Annotated in this window: 13 protein-coding genes and 1 pseudogene; 5 read left to right on the top strand and 9 right to left on the bottom strand. The window is 64.1% G+C overall.

Annotated features, from left to right (window positions below):
- Nucleotides 1–119 precede the first annotated feature (119 nt).
- Nucleotides 120–362, bottom strand: coding sequence for a hypothetical protein (locus MFF62_RS22415; protein WP_238265314.1), 243 nt, complete (start codon nucleotides 360–362; stop codon nucleotides 120–122).
- 399 nt (nucleotides 363–761) lie between these two features.
- Here MFF62_RS22415 and MFF62_RS22410 point away from each other — a divergent pair, with 399 nt between their 5' ends.
- Nucleotides 762–1,232 (top strand): BON domain-containing protein, encoded by a 471-nt coding sequence (locus tag MFF62_RS22410; protein ID WP_238265313.1) that lies wholly within the window; start codon nucleotides 762–764, stop codon nucleotides 1,230–1,232.
- 124 nt (nucleotides 1,233–1,356) lie between these two features.
- Here MFF62_RS22410 and ku read toward each other — a convergent pair whose 3' ends face one another.
- The 5 genes from ku to ligD all read right to left on the bottom strand — a co-directional run bounded on the left by ku (nucleotide 1,357) and on the right by ligD (nucleotide 7,638).
- Nucleotides 1,357–2,322 carry a non-homologous end joining protein Ku gene (gene ku, locus MFF62_RS22405; protein ID WP_238265312.1) on the bottom strand — a complete coding sequence of 322 codons (966 nt, stop codon included), beginning with the start codon at nucleotides 2,320–2,322 and terminating at the stop codon, nucleotides 1,357–1,359.
- Between the two features lie 6 nt (nucleotides 2,323–2,328).
- Nucleotides 2,329–2,472 (bottom strand): hypothetical protein, encoded by a 144-nt coding sequence (locus MFF62_RS22400; protein WP_283205366.1) that lies wholly within the window; start codon nucleotides 2,470–2,472, stop codon nucleotides 2,329–2,331.
- 27 nt (nucleotides 2,473–2,499) lie between these two features.
- Nucleotides 2,500–4,518: a response regulator gene (locus MFF62_RS22395; RefSeq protein WP_238265311.1), complete on the bottom strand. Its 2,019-nt coding sequence runs from the start codon at nucleotides 4,516–4,518 to the stop codon at nucleotides 2,500–2,502.
- 186 nt (nucleotides 4,519–4,704) lie between these two features.
- Nucleotides 4,705–4,857, bottom strand: a complete 153-nt coding sequence (locus MFF62_RS22390) for a hypothetical protein (RefSeq protein WP_238265310.1) — start codon at nucleotides 4,855–4,857, stop codon at nucleotides 4,705–4,707.
- Between the two features lie 168 nt (nucleotides 4,858–5,025).
- Complete coding sequence (gene ligD / locus MFF62_RS22385; RefSeq protein ID WP_238265309.1) at nucleotides 5,026–7,638, bottom strand: DNA ligase D; 2,613 nt, start codon at nucleotides 7,636–7,638, stop codon at nucleotides 5,026–5,028.
- 214 nt (nucleotides 7,639–7,852) lie between these two features.
- Between ligD and MFF62_RS22380 the strand changes: the two genes are divergently transcribed.
- Nucleotides 7,853–8,854 carry an SDR family oxidoreductase gene (locus tag MFF62_RS22380; RefSeq protein ID WP_238265308.1) on the top strand — a complete coding sequence of 334 codons (1,002 nt, stop codon included), beginning with the start codon at nucleotides 7,853–7,855 and terminating at the stop codon, nucleotides 8,852–8,854.
- 24 nt (nucleotides 8,855–8,878) lie between these two features.
- Here the strand turns inward: MFF62_RS22380 and MFF62_RS22375 are convergent, their stop codons facing one another.
- The 3 genes from MFF62_RS22375 to MFF62_RS22365 all read right to left on the bottom strand — a co-directional run bounded on the left by MFF62_RS22375 (nucleotide 8,879) and on the right by MFF62_RS22365 (nucleotide 11,416).
- Nucleotides 8,879–9,673, bottom strand: a complete 795-nt coding sequence (locus MFF62_RS22375) for an SDR family NAD(P)-dependent oxidoreductase (RefSeq protein ID WP_238265307.1) — start codon at nucleotides 9,671–9,673, stop codon at nucleotides 8,879–8,881.
- Nucleotides 9,674–9,837: 164 nt separating this feature from the next.
- Complete coding sequence (locus MFF62_RS22370) at nucleotides 9,838–9,969, bottom strand: MFS transporter small subunit (protein WP_238265306.1); 132 nt, start codon at nucleotides 9,967–9,969, stop codon at nucleotides 9,838–9,840.
- Nucleotides 9,970–9,988: 19 nt separating this feature from the next.
- The gene (locus MFF62_RS22365; protein WP_238265305.1) at nucleotides 9,989–11,416 is read right to left on the bottom strand and encodes an L-lactate MFS transporter; all 1,428 of its coding nucleotides are present in this window, start codon (nucleotides 11,414–11,416) and stop codon (nucleotides 9,989–9,991) included.
- Between the two features lie 967 nt (nucleotides 11,417–12,383).
- Between MFF62_RS22365 and MFF62_RS22360 the strand changes: the two genes are divergently transcribed.
- The 3 genes and pseudogenes from MFF62_RS22360 to MFF62_RS22350 all read left to right on the top strand — a co-directional run bounded on the left by MFF62_RS22360 (nucleotide 12,384) and on the right by MFF62_RS22350 (nucleotide 15,114).
- Complete coding sequence (locus MFF62_RS22360) at nucleotides 12,384–14,363, top strand: PhoX family protein (RefSeq protein ID WP_238265304.1); 1,980 nt, start codon at nucleotides 12,384–12,386, stop codon at nucleotides 14,361–14,363.
- A 162-nt stretch (nucleotides 14,364–14,525) separates the two neighbouring features.
- Complete coding sequence (locus tag MFF62_RS22355; RefSeq protein WP_238265303.1) at nucleotides 14,526–14,762, top strand: type II toxin-antitoxin system Phd/YefM family antitoxin; 237 nt, start codon at nucleotides 14,526–14,528, stop codon at nucleotides 14,760–14,762.
- Nucleotides 14,762–15,114, top strand: a pseudogene (locus MFF62_RS22350) (type II toxin-antitoxin system VapC family toxin). The gene MFF62_RS22355 and the pseudogene MFF62_RS22350 overlap by 1 nt, the downstream one beginning before the upstream one ends.
- Nucleotides 15,115–15,273 lie beyond the last annotated feature (159 nt).

Here is a 15,273-nt window from a genome sequence, read left to right as displayed (position 1 = left end):
CCGTGAGGGTGTTCCGGCGCAGGGGCACCGCTTCGGAAAGGCACGTCTTGACTTCAGGCGTGTTGTGACAACCGTGGAGATGTCACTGCGGGCCCCGGAAAAGCTGGCGTTACGCAGGCTTACTGCTGGCGGTTCTTTTGCTGCTGGGAACCCTGTTGCGATCCTTGCTGGTTGCCCATGCCGCTTTCCTGCTGAGGCTGGCCGGAACGCTTGTCCTGGTTGCCCATCTGGCCACCGCCCTGCTGGCGCTGTTGATCCTGGCTACCTTGCTGTTGGTCGCCGCGCTGGCCGGGTTGCTGCTCCTGCTGCTTTTGTCCCGATTGGGATTGGTTACCTTGCTGGCTACCTTGCTGCTGTCCCATTGCTGTCTCCAAGTCGCGCGGCGGGCTTGCCGCACAGGGGTATGAGCAATCGGCGTGCCACTCGCTCATGTGGGGCGTATGGCATCTGTCAGACATACAGGTAGCCGATGCGCGACATGGCCAACGCCCCGAATTACAACGCATGCATGCTTTTCACGCCGAGGCCGATGCACGGTCGCGCCGACGTCCTTTCATGACCCGGCGCGCCGCTTGAAATCAGCGGATGCCAGCCATCGTTGCGATATGGCAATGCATTGGAACGCTACTTGCAGAGTGTTATGCAACGGTGTCGGTGACGTCCCGCGCGTCGCCGGATCGTATTCGCGAATGGCACAGTACATTCAGTGTGAATCAAAGCTTGATTCAACGCGTTTCAAACGCTAACAAGGAGATAACACCATGAAAACCGTACAGACTCTTCGCGTTGCCATGATGGTTGCCGCACTGGCTGCTGCAGGCGGAGCCCATGCCCTGGACGCAGGTGGTTTCATGAAGGTGGCCGATACCACGGGTAGCACGGGTGGCACGACGATGCAGCCACCGGCCAATAATGCGACCAGCGTGCCGGGCCGTTCGGACGGTGACCGGGATAAGTTGCCGGCCGCTTCCACGGGCGCCAAGACTGATGCCAGTGTCGACAATGCCAAGCAGGCCGTTACTGACAGTGCCCTGACCACGAAGGTCAAGACCAAGCTGCTGGCCACGAAGGATCTGAAGTCCACCGGCATCCACGTCAAGACCAAGGACCGCGTGGTGAAACTGACGGGCTCGGTGCCGAGCGCGGAGCAGCATGAGATGGCCGTGGCTTCGGTGCGCTCGGTGGAAGGCGTCGATTCTGTGAGCGATCACCTGAAGGTTTCGTCGCGCTGAGCGGGCGGTGATATGTAAAGGTTGATGATGCGCAGCGACTACGGTCGCCCTGCGCTGAGCCGCGACTCTCCCACGTGTCGCGGCTCTTTTTCTTTGTGGTTCCGAATTCCTGAAGGGTAGAAGGTCAGGCCGCCTTGCGTGCCGCAGCCTTGCGGGTAGCCGCCTTTGTTGACGGCGTTGCTTTCACGGCGGCCTTCTTCGCTGCGGACTTCTTTGCCGCAGGTTTCTTCGCAGCGGCCTGCTTCGCCGTGACCTTCTTCGCCGCCACCTTCTTTGCGGGAGTCTTCGCGGCATCCTTGCCACGACCACCAAGGCTCTGCTTGAGCAGCGCCATCATGTCGATGACCTTGGCGCCCTTGCGCGCCACCGGCTCGTCGGTGGCCTTTGTCAGCAGATGGGTCTTGCCGGCCTTGACCCGGTCGTGAATGCGGGCCAGCAAGTCCTCGCGATAGGTATCGTGATATTGCTCGGGCTTGAAGTCCTCGCTCATGTCTTCCACGAGTTTCGTCGCCATCTGCACTTCACGGGCAGTGGCGGCAGATTTCTTGCCGCCGGGCAGGGTCAGGTCCTTGACCGGCACCACTTCGTCGGCAAAACGCATCGTGTTGAGCACCAGCGCCTTGCCTGCCACGATCAACGCCGCCAGGTGCTGGCGATTGCGCAGCACCACCAGTGCCAGTGCAGCACGGCCGGTCTTGCGCATCGTCTCGTGCAGCAGCGCGTAGCCGCGCTCGCCGCGCTTGTCCGGCTCCAGGTAGTAGGGCGCGTCGAAGAAGTAGGGCGGAATCGATGCAGCGTCGACAAAGCTGACGATGTCCACGGTCTGGGTAGCCTCGACATTCGCCTGCTTGAAGTCCTCGTCGTTCAGAACGACGTACTCGTCCTTCTCGTACTCGTAGCCCTTGACGATATCGCCGCGTTCCACGGGCTTGCCGGTGTGCTTGTTGATGCGTTGATAGCCCACCGGCGCCATGTCGCGCTTGTCCAGCAGATCGAGGTCAAGCGAATGCGAGCGCGAGGCGGGCTTCACCGACACGGGAATGTTCACGAGCCCGAAGCTGATGGCGCCCTTCCAGATGACGCGCGACATGAGCCGTCACCCAGCCGCGCGTTGCGGCGGAGGCGGCGGCACGTCGCCGGGAGGCGGATCGCTGACCGGCTCCGGCGTCATGTCGGGCGGTTCCGGGGGCGGAATTTCCGGCTTCGGGGGCGTGATGTCGGGTTCGGGTGTGATATGCATCGTGATCCTTGTGCGTGCGCTCAGGCTTCAGGCATCGAGTTCATCGAGCAGCCGCGTCAGCGCGTTGAGATCCGCAGGCTTCACCAGGTGCAGGTCGAATCCTGCGGCACGGGTGCGGCGCCGGTCGTCGGGCTGGCCGAATCCGGTCAATGCCACCAGCCGCGCATTACGCAGTTCCGGGATCTCGCGCAGGCGCCTGGCGGTTTCGAATCCGTCCATGGTCGGCATGCCCAGGTCCAGCAGCACCACGTCCGGACGCACGCTGGCGGCGCAGTCGAGGGCGCTCTGGCCGTCGGGGGCAGTCACCACGGTGTGGCCCAGCGTTTCCAGTGTCATCGTCATGGCTTCGAGCGCATCGACGTTGTCGTCCACCAGCATGATGGTGTGCGGCGCGGCAGCCATCTGCACAGGCGTTTTGCCACTGCTCGGATGCCAGTTCTGCCACGGCTCCACAGGCAGCTCGACGATGAATGTGCTGCCCAGGTTCTTGCCCGGGCTTTCCGCGCTGATGCGCCCGCCATGCAGCGTCACCAGTTTCTGTACCAGTGTCAGGCCGATGCCGGGGCCTTCGCGCGCGGCGAAGTTGTCGGGGTCGGTGACCGGCGCCTGCGCGCCGGCCGGTCGGTCGTCGTGTTCGGCATTACTTTGCGACGCAGCCTCGCTGTTGCCGGCCTCGGGCGCCAGCGGGTCGAACAGTTGCCGCTGTAGCGCAGTGGACAGGCCGTTGCCGTTGTCTCGGATCCGGACGACGACCTTGCCGTCCGCCGCAGTGGCTTCCACGGTGATCTGGCCACCTTCGGGCGTGAACTTGGCCGCGTTGTGCAGCAGGTTCCCAAAGATTTGCGTGAGACGCACCATGTCGCCGCGCAGCGGCAGCGGTTGTTCGGGCAGCGAGAGTCGCAGCGTGTGCCGGCGGGTCTCCAGCAGCGGCCGAACGGTTTCGACCGCCGTGTTCAGCGCGCCGCGCAACTCCACGAGGTCGCGCCGCAGCGTGATCTTGCCCTGGTTGAAGCGCGATACGTCCAGCAATTCGTCCACCAGGCGCGTCATGTGGTGAAGCTGGCGGCCGATGATGTCGCGTGCACGGAACATGTCCTCACGCGTGGGCGAGAATTGCTGCAGCAGGTCGACGGCACTGCGCATCGGCGCCAGCGGGTTGCGCAGTTCGTGCGCCAGCATGGCCAAAAATTCGTCCTTGCGGCGCTCTTCGTTGTGCAGCGTGCGCTCGGCGCGATTGTGGCGCGTCACATCCTGGCAGATGCCCGCTACGCGCAGGCAGCGACCATCAGCGCCACGTACCGGGAACGCGCGCATGTGCACTTCGCGGATTTCGCCGTTGGGGCGTTCAAGCTGGAACTCGGAGTCGAGCCGGCCGTCGCGCAGCATGCTGCGCCATTCCGAATCCAGGCGCGAGCGGTCTTCGGGCGCTACCCATTGCAGCCAGCGCGTGGGGTCCTGCTTCACTGTGTCGGTGGGGCGGCCCCAGAGTGCTTCGAACGAAGGGCTGACAAACAGGAAGCGATTCGCCGCGGGATCGAAGATCCAGACCCCGTCGGCCAGTGCCTCGGCCAACTGGCGGAACAGGTCCTCGTTTTCGTGCAGCGCCTGCGAGGTGCGACGGAAGGCATCCTCGGCGCCGCGCATGCGCAGCAGCGCGTTGATGTTCGATACCAGTTCCTCGGGTTCCAACGGCTCCACCAGGAAACTGTCGGCGCCGCCGTCCAGCGCCTGCACGCGGCGATGCGAATCGGTGATGCCCGGAGCCGTCAGCAGGACCATGGTCCGAGCGGTCTGCGGGTCGCTTTTGAGCAGGCGGCACACATCGAGACCGTCGATGTCCGATAGCTGACCGGAAAGCAGCACGAGGTCCGGAGCATGCTGGCGTACCAGCGACAACGCCGCCTGGCCGTCGGAAGCCTCCAGTACGGAGAAATCCGCGCGGTTCAGGATGCGGCTCTTGACGTAACGCGGCCCTTCGCGACCCTCGACATTGAGGACCAGCGGGCGGCGCGTCGGATGATGGGCGGGCGTGGGCGAGGCGTTCATGGCTGACTGGCGGCGAGCTCCACCGCTTCCGTAATGGCGGGAATCTGCAAGATCTGGGCGTGCGCCGTCAGCGCTGTCCGGAAGCACTCCGGTGGCGTCGAGTTATCGCGAATTGTAATTTTTACCGTTTCTTGGCCCATATCATTTGTATCTTTGACGCATTTTCAAACTGCACGTGCAGCGCGTCTAGCGCGCTGCAGCGTTGGAGTGTCCTGGGTGGCTGGCGACCCCGGCATCTGCCGGCGAGGCCAGCATGTAGGCCAGTACCAGCATCAGCACGCCAATAATGACGCGTTGCCAGAACTCACTCGAATACCAGGGATCGGGGTCTTGTCTCATTGGTTCTTGTCGGGCGCGCGGCCCGTTGGGGCCACGTTCTGGGAGGTCAGTGGCAAGAACCGTGCCGCTTATGGCGCGATGGCTGACAGACGGACGCCGACACCGCCGCAGCGATGTCGGGGAGCCGTTGTGGCGTCGGGGATGCATGCGCCCGGAGGGGCGAGCAGGTCAGGCGTCGTCGAGCAGCTTGCGGGCGCGCGTGAGGGTCTGGCGTACCGCGTCGTGGCCGGCCCACGGGTCATGGCGGGCCAGTTCGTCCAGCCGTGGCTGCACGTTGGCGATGGTCCATTGGGCCGCGCCGGTCAGGTCGCCGAGTTCATCCCAGCTGACCGGAATGGAAACGCCTATCCCTGGCCGGGCACGCGCCGAGAACGCGGCAGCCGTGGTAGCGCCGACACCATTGCGCAGGTAATCAATGAAAATCTTTCCAATCCGGTTGCGCGGACCGCTTTTGGCGACAAAGCGCTCGGGAATCGTGTGCGCCATGTGTGTCACCACGTCCTGCGCAAAGTCGCGCACGGCATCCCAGCCGGCGCGGGCGGATAGCGGCACTACCACGTGCAGGCCCTTGCTGCCGCTGGTCTTTAGAAAGCTCTGCAGCCCCAAGGCATCGAGCAGTGCCTTGATCAGGCTGGCGGCTTCCTGGATCTCGCGCCAGCGGACGCCCTCGCCGGGATCGATATCGAAGACGATCTGGTCGGGCTTGTCGATGGCGCGCGCCCTGGCGTTCCAGGTGTGGAATTCCACGACGTTGAGCTGCGCCGCCTCGACGATGGCCGACGCCGTGGTGACGGTCAGTAGCGGCGGGTGGTCGGGCCAGAGTTCGGGGTCCAGCGCCTTCACGCCCTTCACGTGCAGCGTGTCGCCATGGCGCTGGAAGAACTGCTCGCCGTCGATACCCGACGGTGCGCGCACCAGGGCCAGCGGGCGACCGCGCAGGAATGGCAGCATCAGGTCGGCGGCGCTGGCGTAGTAGGCCACGAGATCGCCCTTGGTCAGCCCAGTGGACTTGTCGATGACCCGCTCGGCATGGCTGACCGCCACGTTGCCGATGGCGGTTTTCTGCTTCGATGCTGCTTTCGACGCGGCTTTCTTCGCCGTCGATGCCCGCTTCGGTGCCGCCTCGGCGTGCACTGGCTTCTCCAGCGTGACGGTCGCGGCCGGCTTGTCCGTGCGCAGCGCGTGGAATACCGAATGCCGGATGCGGCCTTCGCGCGTCCAGGCGCCGAAGGTTACCTCCGCCACCAACCTGGGCTTGACCCAGTGCCCCTTGATGCCGCGCGGCAGCGGGTCGAAGGGCGTGTCGTCGATGCCGAGCGGTTCAAGCTGCTTGCGCAGCGCGTCGAGCATCGCCGTGTCGAAGCCGGTGCCGACATTGCCGACGTAGCGCAGCTTGCCGTCGGCGTCGTGCAGCCCCAGCAGCAAAGAGCCGAGTCCGCTGCGGCTGCCCTTGGGGTCGGTATAGCCGCCAATCACAAACTCCTGCCGGTTCTGGCACTTGAGCTTGATCCACGAGCTGGCGCGTTTGCTGACGTAGGGCGCGTCCAGGCGTTTGCCGATAATGCCCTCCAGCTTCATGCGGCAGGCCGCGTCCAGCATGTCTTGCGGAGCGCCCTCGAAGTTGTCGCTGAAGCGCAACCCGCCCGGCGTGTGGCTGGCCAGCAGGCCGTGCAGCAGCGCGCGGCGCTCGGCCAGCGGTACCGCGCGCAGGTCGTGCCCGGCGTAGTAGGGCAGGTCGAACGCATAGAACTGGATGGCTTCGGCGTGCGACGTCTCGAAGGCATTCTGCAACGCTTGGAAGTCGGTGATGCCCTGCGCATCGACCACCACGATTTCGCCGTCCAGCCAGCCATCGGGCCAGCCCAGGCTGGCAATTTCAGCGGCCAGCGCGCGAAGCTTCGAGGTCCAGTCGTTGCCATTGCGCGTGAACAGCCGCACGTCGTCGCCGTCGATGCTCGCCATGATGCGGTAGCCGTCGAACTTGATTTCGTATTGCCACTGGCTGGTGTCCGTGGGCGGCTTGTCGACGAGCGTGGCCAGTTGGGGCGCCAGGGCCAGTGGCAGGGCGGCCTTTGTGGCGCCCCTGGGCAACGTGACCGATGTCTTGCCGCCGGCCTTGGTCCTGGCGCCCGATTTGGCTTTGGTTGCTGCGCCGGCCGGCTTCTTGCGCGCCGTCTTTGCCGTGCCGGTCAGCACGCTGTCGGGCATGGCGTCGATCACGTCGAATTCGGCGGCGGGCCGCGCATAGGCGTCGCGCTCCTTGATCAGCAGCCAGGCGTTGTCGTCGCGCGCTTTCTTGCCGCCCATGCGGACCAGCGTCCAGTGGCCTTGCAGCTTTTCTCCGCGCAGTTCGAACTTGAGCTTGCCCTCGCGATAGCCGGCCTCGGGGTCCGTGTCGGGAATCCACACGCCACGATCCCAGACGATGACCGTGCCGGCGCCATAGTGGCCCGCCGGGATCACCCCTTCGAAATCGGCGTAGTCCAGCGGGTGATCTTCCACATGCACGGCCATGCGCTTGTCGGCCGGATCGTAGCTGGGCCCTTTCGGCACGGCCCAGCTTTTCAGCGTGCCGTCCATTTCGAGCCGGAAGTCGTAGTGCAGCCGGCGGGCGGCGTGCTTCTGGATCACGAACGCGTGGGCCGCCCAGCCGTTGGCGCGCTTGGCCTTCTTGCCGGCGGTGCCGCTGGGCTCGGGCGTCGCGGCGAAATCGCGCTTGCGCTGGTATTTGTCCAGCTGCGTGGTCTGCGTGCGCGGGGATGCGGAAGGCGTCTTCGCCATGGCGGGCCGTTGCGGGAAGCGAGGGTCGTTCCAGCTTATGCAGCGTGGGCGACGCGGAAAAGTGGAAGTCGTCCTACATGGCCGGCGGACTTTACCGTGTTTGTAAAAGCGGACCGCCGATTGCTGCGCCGCACATCGGGCGGAGACGAGAGCAGACGCCGGGCACGGGATGTGCGATCAGCCAGGAAGGTTTGACCCAACCATGAGAGGCAAGATGAAAACCCTCAAGAAGATCGGCTCGCAGGTGATCGTGCTGACCGGCGCCACCAGTGGCGTGGGGCTGGTAACGGCGCGCAAGGCCGCCGGGCTGGGTGCGAAGCTGGTGCTGGTGGCACGCGGCGAGGATGCGTTGCACCGGCTTGCCGAGGAACTGCGCGAACACGGTGCCGAGGTCATCACGGTGGCCGCCGACGTGGGCAAGCACGAGGACGTGGCGCATGTGGCACAGACGGCCATCGAGCGCTTTGGCGGCTTCGACACCTGGATCAACAACGCCGGCGTGACGATCTTCGGCCGTCACGACAATGTGCCGCTCGAAGACCACCGCCGGTTGTTCGAAACCAACTACTGGGGCGCAGTGCACGGATCGCTGGCGGCGGTGGCGCATCTGCGCCAGAACGGCGGGGCCATCATCAACATGGGAAGCGAGTCCTGCGACTGCCCGCTGCCGCTGCAAAGCGCATACGCGGCGTCGCAGCACGCCATCAAGGGATTCACCGACACCTTGCGGCTGGAACTCGAACAGGAGAAGGCGCCGGTATCGGTGACGCTGATCAAGGCTGCGGGCCTGGACACGCCCATCGTCACCCACGCCAAGAACTTTCTGCACGTGGAGCCCAAGCAGGCGCCGCCGCTCTACGACCCGGCCATGGCAGCCGATGCCATCCTGTTCGCCGCCCAGCATCCGCGCCGCGACATGTTCGTGGGCGCGGCGGCCAAGGCGTTCTCGGCCGCGGCCTATCACGCCCCGCATACGTTCGACCGCTTCATGCGGCGCTTCATGGGCCGGGCGCAGCAGACCGACACGCCAGCCGGCCCGCGCGACGACAACGCCCTGCACGCGGCAGGCAACAGCCTGGTGGAGCGCGTGGGCGACCGGCGCACACTGAAGTCGTGCCCCTACACCACGTCGACCCGCCATCCCATCCTGGCCACGGCGCTGGTGGTGGGGGCATCGGCGGCCATGGCCGCCATGCTGCGCCACCGGCGCGGGTAGGCCACGCCGTCGGTCAGATGCCGTCTAGATGATGATATCGACCACGCCGCCATCGACGCGCAGCGCCGCACCGGTGGTGGCCGATGCCTGCTTCGAGCACGCGTAGACGATCATGTTGGCCACTTCTTCGACCGACGCTGCGCGCTGGATCAGCGACGTGCTGCGATGCGCCTTGACGAAGTCGGCGGCCACTTCCTCTGCAGACTTTCCGGTCTTGGCGATCTCGTCCTTGAGCATTGCCTCCACGCCTTCGGACAGCGTGGGGCCGGGCAGGACCGAATTCACGGTCACGCCGGTGCCAGCCAGCCGCTTGGCCAGGCCGCGCGATACCGCGAGCTGCGCGGTCTTCGAAAAGCCGTAGTGAATCATCTCGACGGGAATGTTGACGCCGGATTCCGACGACACGAACACGATACGGCCCCACTTGCGCTTGACCATGCCCGGTGCATAGGCGCGCGACAGGCGCACGCCGGACAGTACGTTGACCTCGAAGAAGCGCGACCACTCGCTGTCGGGGATCTCGAAGAAGTCCTGCGGCTGGAAGATGCCAAGGTTGTTCACCAGGATGTCGATGTCGGGGTGCTTGCCGACCAGCGTGTCGGCGACGGCGGCGTCCACGAGGTCGCCCGCGAAGCCGTCGACGGCGGCGCCCGGCACAGCGGCCTTGAGCGCGGCGATGGCCTTGTCCACGCTGGCCTGGCTGCGGCCGTTGAGAATCACGCGCGCGCCCGACTCGGCCAGGCCGCGCGCCGTGGCAAAGCCGATGCCGGCCGTGGAACCGGTTACCAGGGCAGTCTTGTCCGACAGATCGATCTTCATGTGCACTCCAGTTCAGGGTGGGTGGGAAAGGCCAGTCAAGTGTATGAAGCCAACGGCAGGGCGCCAAGGCACATGCGTGGAATGCTGCATTCCGGCCGTGCCCGGACGAAAAAAAGGCCGCAATTGCTTGCGGCCTTTTGGTGCATGCCCTGGGTGGGGCAGGCTTACTGGAACAGCTTCAGTGCCTGGGTGATCGTGTTCGACACGCCCCACACCAGCGGCACCAGCACGTAGAGCCAGAAGACCCCCAGCAGGGCCTTGTTGGTCGGATGTGCGCTCAGGTTCTGGTTTTCCATTCGTAGACTCCTTTGACGCTTAGTGGGCCGCACCGGCGCTGGCGCCCAGGCCGGCCACGGCGGCATCGCTCATGTGGTGCTTGGCGTTCACGCGCGACACCAGCAGGTTGCAGACGAAGCCGCCCACCAGCAGTGCTGCCATGATGTGCAGCGTCATCGCGTAGGCCTGTGCGCCAACCACGCCATGGGACACCTGGTATTCGCGGATGTAGTTCACCAGCACCGGACCGGCGATACCGGCGGCGGCCCAGGCGGTCAGCAGGCGACCGTGGATACCGCCCACGAAGGCCGTGCCGAACATGTCGGCCAGGTAAGCCGGGATGGTGGCAAAGCCGCCGCCATACATCGACATGATCACGCAGTAGCCCAGCACGAACAGCGCGATGCTGCCGCTGGCGCCCAGTTGCGGCACCAGCCAGTACAGCACGGCGCCCAGCGCGAAGAACACGAAGTAGGTGTTCTTGCGACCGATCCAGTCCGACGACGATGCCCAGAAGAAGCGGCCGCCCATGTTGAACAGCGACAGCAGGCCCACGAAACCGGCCGCGGCGGCGGGGGTCACGCTGCCCTTGAAGCTTTCCTGGATCAGTAGCGAAGCCTGGCCGAGCACGCCGATACCGGCCGTCACGTTCAGGAACAGCACCAGCCACAGCAGGTAGAACTGCGGGGTCTTCAGCGCTTCGTCGATGTGCACGTGGTTACGCGTGATCATCTTGTTCTCGACCACGGGCGGGGTCCAGCCTTCCGGCTTCCAGCCGGGCGGCGGGACGCGGATGGCCAGCGAACCGATGGTCATCGAGATGAAGTAACCCACGCCCAGCACCAGGAAGGTCTGGGTCACGCCCACCGAGGTGGCGCTCTTGAAGTGGTTCATCAGTGCCACGGACAGCGGCGCGGCGATCATCGCACCACCACCAAAGCCCATGATGGCCATGCCGGTTGCCATGCCGCGACGGTCCGGGAACCAGCGGATCAGCGTGGACACGGGCGACACGTAGCCCAGGCCCAGCCCGATACCGCCCAGCACGCCGTAGCCCAGGTAGAGCAGGACGATCTGGTGGGTGTAGATACCCAGTGCCGAAATCAGGAAACCGCCGCCAAAGCAGCAGGCCGCCGTGAACATCGTGCGGCGCGGGCCCACGCGTTCCAGCCATTTGCCCGCGAATGCCGCGGAAATGCCCAGGAAGAAAATCGCCAGCGAAAAGATCCAGCCCAGCGTGGTCAGCTTCCAGTCGTCCGGGGCCGATTCGGTAATGCCGATCACCTTGGAAAGGGGGGCATTAAACACCGAAAATGCATAGGCCTGGCCGATACAGAGGTGCACCGCAAGCGCGGCGGGCGGGACCATCCAGCGGGAAAAACCCGGCTTGGCGTAGGTCGCTTCCTTTGAAAAAAACGGCGCCGGCCCTTGGGACGGGGTGCCACCATCATTCATAACACTGCTCATTGAATGTTCTCCAGTCGTGGATCCTCGGTAATCCGTCCATGCAGTCTGGCGCGCCCGGCGGGACTGGCTGGCCCGTCGGTTGACCCCGTCACACCCTGGGCCGGATTACTTCCAGAGGTTGTCATCACAGCGGGCTTTCAGAGGCGTTTTGGCCCGGCCGTGACAACGGTTGCTACGGGGTTGCTACAAAGCGGATAAACGGATCTGGGCGCGCGGACGCGCGCCTGCAAAACCCGGCGGACCGGGAAATGAGGGCGGCTGGAGACGCGAGGCGTCCCGTTACGGAATGGTTCATTGTTTTTCCGGCTGGGGCGAACAATATATGCTCGGTGTTGCATATATTGCCGTGGAAAATATTATGCGCAGAACCATAGCCGTCCGGATTGCTCACTTCAATAGGCTAAGAATGACATATTCCCGCCGAGCCTGAATTTACGGTGTTGATGAGACAAATTTCCCAGTGGTTTCCCGCGTCCGTTTGATTTTCACCACAGTCTGGTGACCATTCGCGGGCCTGTTTTCCGCCCCGCGCGGCACCCTCCAGTACGAACATCCGTCGATTTTTCCGGCTGACCGGATGTCAAGACACGTTGTCATGAAAGCGACATGCCGCCCCCCTACGATGCGGCCTCATGGCGGTTTTTCTCTGCCATGAAAGGACAAGCCGGTCGAACCAGCAATGGGGTGCAACGGGCGACATGTGGGTGTCGTGCGGACCGGCGAATTGACACGCTGCGGCCAGAAGCTGGCTGCGGCGTTTTTTTTGGCTGTGATTTGTACCGCCTGTCCGTCGGGCATGCAAGGCACCGCTTACGTGTATGCCATTCACGTCGGGTTCAACTTGTTGTCATAAAGCGCCAATAGGATGCGTTCCGGCGCGGCTTTTTGTGCCGCCGACCTCACAAGGGAGAACGTACCGGGCAATTTCGGCTCGCGGCGTTTTACAACTACCAGACGGAAAATCCTGATGTTCGAGAAACTTGACGCTTCGCGCCGCAAGGCACTGAAACTCCTGGCCGGCGCGCCGATGCTGCCGCTGGGCCTGGCTTCCACTTCGCTGCTGGCCGGTTGCGGCGGCGGCGACGATGCGCCGGCCACCGTCACGCCGGGCGGCGGTACCACGCCGGGCGCTGCCACGCCGACGTTCGTTTCGGCCGAGTTCACGGCCATGCCGGCGCCTTCGCTGAGCAACCCGGCCGCCATGGCCACCACCACGGTGGGTTCGAGCCTGACCGTGAAGCTGAGCGACAACACCACCCAGACCTACAAGCTGGCCTACCAGCCGTTCTTCATGACCGGTGACATGGTGTCGGACGGCAAGGGCGGCAAGATCCTGGCCGGCGGTTACTTCGACATCAACAACAACCCGATCCTCGACCCGTCGGTGAACAACAGCCAGTTCTGGTCGGATTCGCCGGACGGCACGTCGCTGCTCAAGATCGACGGCGCCAAGGTGGACGGCGTGGCGGGCAACACGGTCTTTGCCGTGGTGCAGTTCGAATACACGACGTGGGACCAGGCCAAGCTCAAGAGCATGTACGGCCGCCTGCCGTCGCCGATCGCCGTGCTGACGCTGGACCAGGACCCGGCCACCGGCAAGCTGAAGCTGGTGAAGTACCACAACGTCGATACGTCCAGTGCCAACGGCCTGTGGATCACCTGCGGCGCGAGCCTGTCGCCGTGGAACACGCACCTGTCGAGCGAAGAGTACGAGCCGGACGCACGCACCGCCTCGGCCAACGCCCAGTGCCTGGACTTCGCGCTGAACCTGTACGGCACGGCCTCGATCCCGTTCAACCCGTACCTGTACGGCCACCTGCCCGAAGTGACGGTCAACACCGACGGCACCGGCACGATCAAGAAGCACTACTGCCTGGGCCGCATCTCGCACGAGCTGGTTCAGGTGATGCCGGACAACCGCACGGTGCTGATGGGCGACGACGCCACCAACAGCGGCCTGTTCATGTTCGTGGCGGACAAGGAAAAGGACCTGTCGGCCGGTACGCTGTACGTGGCCAAGGTGGGCAGCGGTTTCTCGGTCGACCCGGCCGCCGCTGGCGCCGACCTTACCTGGATCAAGCTCGGCCATGCCACCAGCGCGCAAGTGGAAGCCTGGGCCAAGTCGCACACGTTTGCCGACATCATGGACTACTCGGCCACCGACCCGGCCGACCTCACCTACAAGAAGGTGATGTACAGCGGCGCCGCGCAGTGGATCCGCGTGAAGGCCGGCAAGGAACTGGTGGCGGCATTCCTGGAAACCCACCGCTACGCGGCCATGGTTGGCGGCAGCATGGGCTTCACCAAGATGGAAGGCACGACCGTCAACATCAAGGACAAGATCGCCTACTCAGCACTGCAGAACATCGTCGAGTCGATGGTGCAGGGCCACGCATCGTGGTACTCCGAAGCCAACATCAGCGTACCGGCCGCGATCAACTCGGGCGGCGTGATGCAGCACAAGCTGGGCGGCGGCCAGAAGGACACGGGCGGCGCGGCCATCAACAGCGAATGGGTGCCGGTGCATACGCAGGCGCTGCTGGTCGGCAAGGACATCACGGCCGACGCGCTGGGCAACACCTCCGATCCGGAAACCATCGGTAACCCCGACAACCTCAAGTTCTCGGAAAAGCTGCGCACGCTGTTCATCGGCGAGGACAGCAGCCGCCACACCAACAACTTCCTGTGGGCGTACAACGTCGACACGAAGAAGCTGTCGCGCCTGATGTCGGTGCCGGCTGGCGGCGAATCCACGGGCCTGCACGCCGTGGACGAAATCAACGGCTGGACCTACATCATGAGCAACTTCCAGCACGCTGGCGACGGCATCAAGACGCAGGTCAAGGCAGTGGTGGAGCCGCTGGTGCTGGCCAACTACAAGAACGGCCTGGGCGCATCGGTGGGCTACCTGACCGCCGACGCCACGAGCGTCAAGCTGGGCAAGTAAGCCACGCCGTCCGGTAGAAAGAAAGCCGCGGGCAGCGATGCCCGCGGCTTTTTTGTTTTCGCTTTGGTGCGCTCCTGCCCGGCACATCCGGCATATGAACTTGCGGCGAAAAATGGACTAAAGCTAGACTAAGTTCCATTCAGCGCTTGCCGGGAGCAAAGCATGCACACTGGAAACATCCATGAGGCTAAGACGAATCTTTCGCGGCTCATCGAGGCGGTAGTGGAGGGCCATGAGGTCGTGATTGCCAAGGCGGGCAAGCCAATGGTGCGCCTTGTGCCGTTTGTCGAGAAGAAGAGTCCACGGCGCCTTGGCGGACTGAAGGGAAAGATCCAGATTGCGGACGACTTTGACGCGCCGCTCCCCGACGACTTGCTGGCGGCGTTCGAAGGACGGTAATTTTTCTGTGGGCCGTTTCGGGTGACCGGAAACTATCCAAGAAAGCGCGTCAGTTGATCGTCGATGCGGCTGAGGTCTATGTCAGCGCGGCAACGATCTGGGAGATATCCATCAAGGCAGGCCTCGACAAGATCTCGGTAGACGTGGACGAACTGATCGCGGAGATGGCGCAGCGGGATTCCTGGAGCTGCCGGTCTCGAAGGCACACGCAGCCGCAGTGTGCAGCTTGCCAGATCATCACCGCGATCCGTTCGATCGCTTGCTGGTGGCCCAGTCCATCACGGAACCTTTGCGGCTATTGTCGGCGGATGAGCATGTCTGGAAGTACTCGGACCTGGTGATCCGCGCGTAGGCTGGATTTTATTTGAGTTTCGCGCCGATGCCGGGCCTGTCAGCGTTTTTGTGTTCAGGGCAGTTAAAGGCTCACCGTCAACTTAGCCGGTGAGCCAGCATTATCTCAGCGATGCGGGGTGGGTGAAGCGTTCCTCATAGAGAATAGCAAACTGGTTCA

This window comes from Cupriavidus pauculus (assembly GCF_022179805.1).
Classification (GTDB): domain Bacteria; phylum Pseudomonadota; class Gammaproteobacteria; order Burkholderiales; family Burkholderiaceae; genus Cupriavidus; species Cupriavidus pauculus_E.
Note: the sequence above shows the minus strand (reverse complement) of the source record. Positions and strands in the feature narration are given on the sequence as shown.

Excerpts from the sequence above, each read along its gene's own strand:
- MFF62_RS22400 (WP_283205366.1), bottom strand. The coding sequence starts at position 2,472 with ATGCATATCACACCCGAACCCGACATCACGCCCCCGAAGCCGGAAATT.
- MFF62_RS22370 (WP_238265306.1), bottom strand. The coding sequence starts at position 9,969 with ATGGAAAACCAGAACCTGAGCGCACATCCGACCAACAAGGCCCTGCTG.
- MFF62_RS22380 (WP_238265308.1), top strand. The coding sequence starts at position 7,853 with ATGAAAACCCTCAAGAAGATCGGCTCGCAGGTGATCGTGCTGACCGGC.
- MFF62_RS22415 (WP_238265314.1), bottom strand. The coding sequence starts at position 362 with ATGGGACAGCAGCAAGGTAGCCAGCAAGGTAACCAATCCCAATCGGGA.
- ku (WP_238265312.1), bottom strand. The coding sequence starts at position 2,322 with ATGTCGCGCGTCATCTGGAAGGGCGCCATCAGCTTCGGGCTCGTGAAC.
- MFF62_RS22395 (WP_238265311.1), bottom strand. The coding sequence starts at position 4,518 with ATGAACGCCTCGCCCACGCCCGCCCATCATCCGACGCGCCGCCCGCTG.
- MFF62_RS22360 (WP_238265304.1), top strand. The coding sequence starts at position 12,384 with ATGTTCGAGAAACTTGACGCTTCGCGCCGCAAGGCACTGAAACTCCTG.
- MFF62_RS22390 (WP_238265310.1), bottom strand. The coding sequence starts at position 4,857 with ATGAGACAAGACCCCGATCCCTGGTATTCGAGTGAGTTCTGGCAACGC.
- MFF62_RS22410 (WP_238265313.1), top strand. The coding sequence starts at position 762 with ATGAAAACCGTACAGACTCTTCGCGTTGCCATGATGGTTGCCGCACTG.
- MFF62_RS22375 (WP_238265307.1), bottom strand. The coding sequence starts at position 9,673 with ATGAAGATCGATCTGTCGGACAAGACTGCCCTGGTAACCGGTTCCACG.
- ligD (WP_238265309.1), bottom strand. The coding sequence starts at position 7,638 with ATGGCGAAGACGCCTTCCGCATCCCCGCGCACGCAGACCACGCAGCTG.
- MFF62_RS22355 (WP_238265303.1), top strand. The coding sequence starts at position 14,526 with ATGCACACTGGAAACATCCATGAGGCTAAGACGAATCTTTCGCGGCTC.
- MFF62_RS22365 (WP_238265305.1), bottom strand. The coding sequence starts at position 11,416 with ATGAGCAGTGTTATGAATGATGGTGGCACCCCGTCCCAAGGGCCGGCG.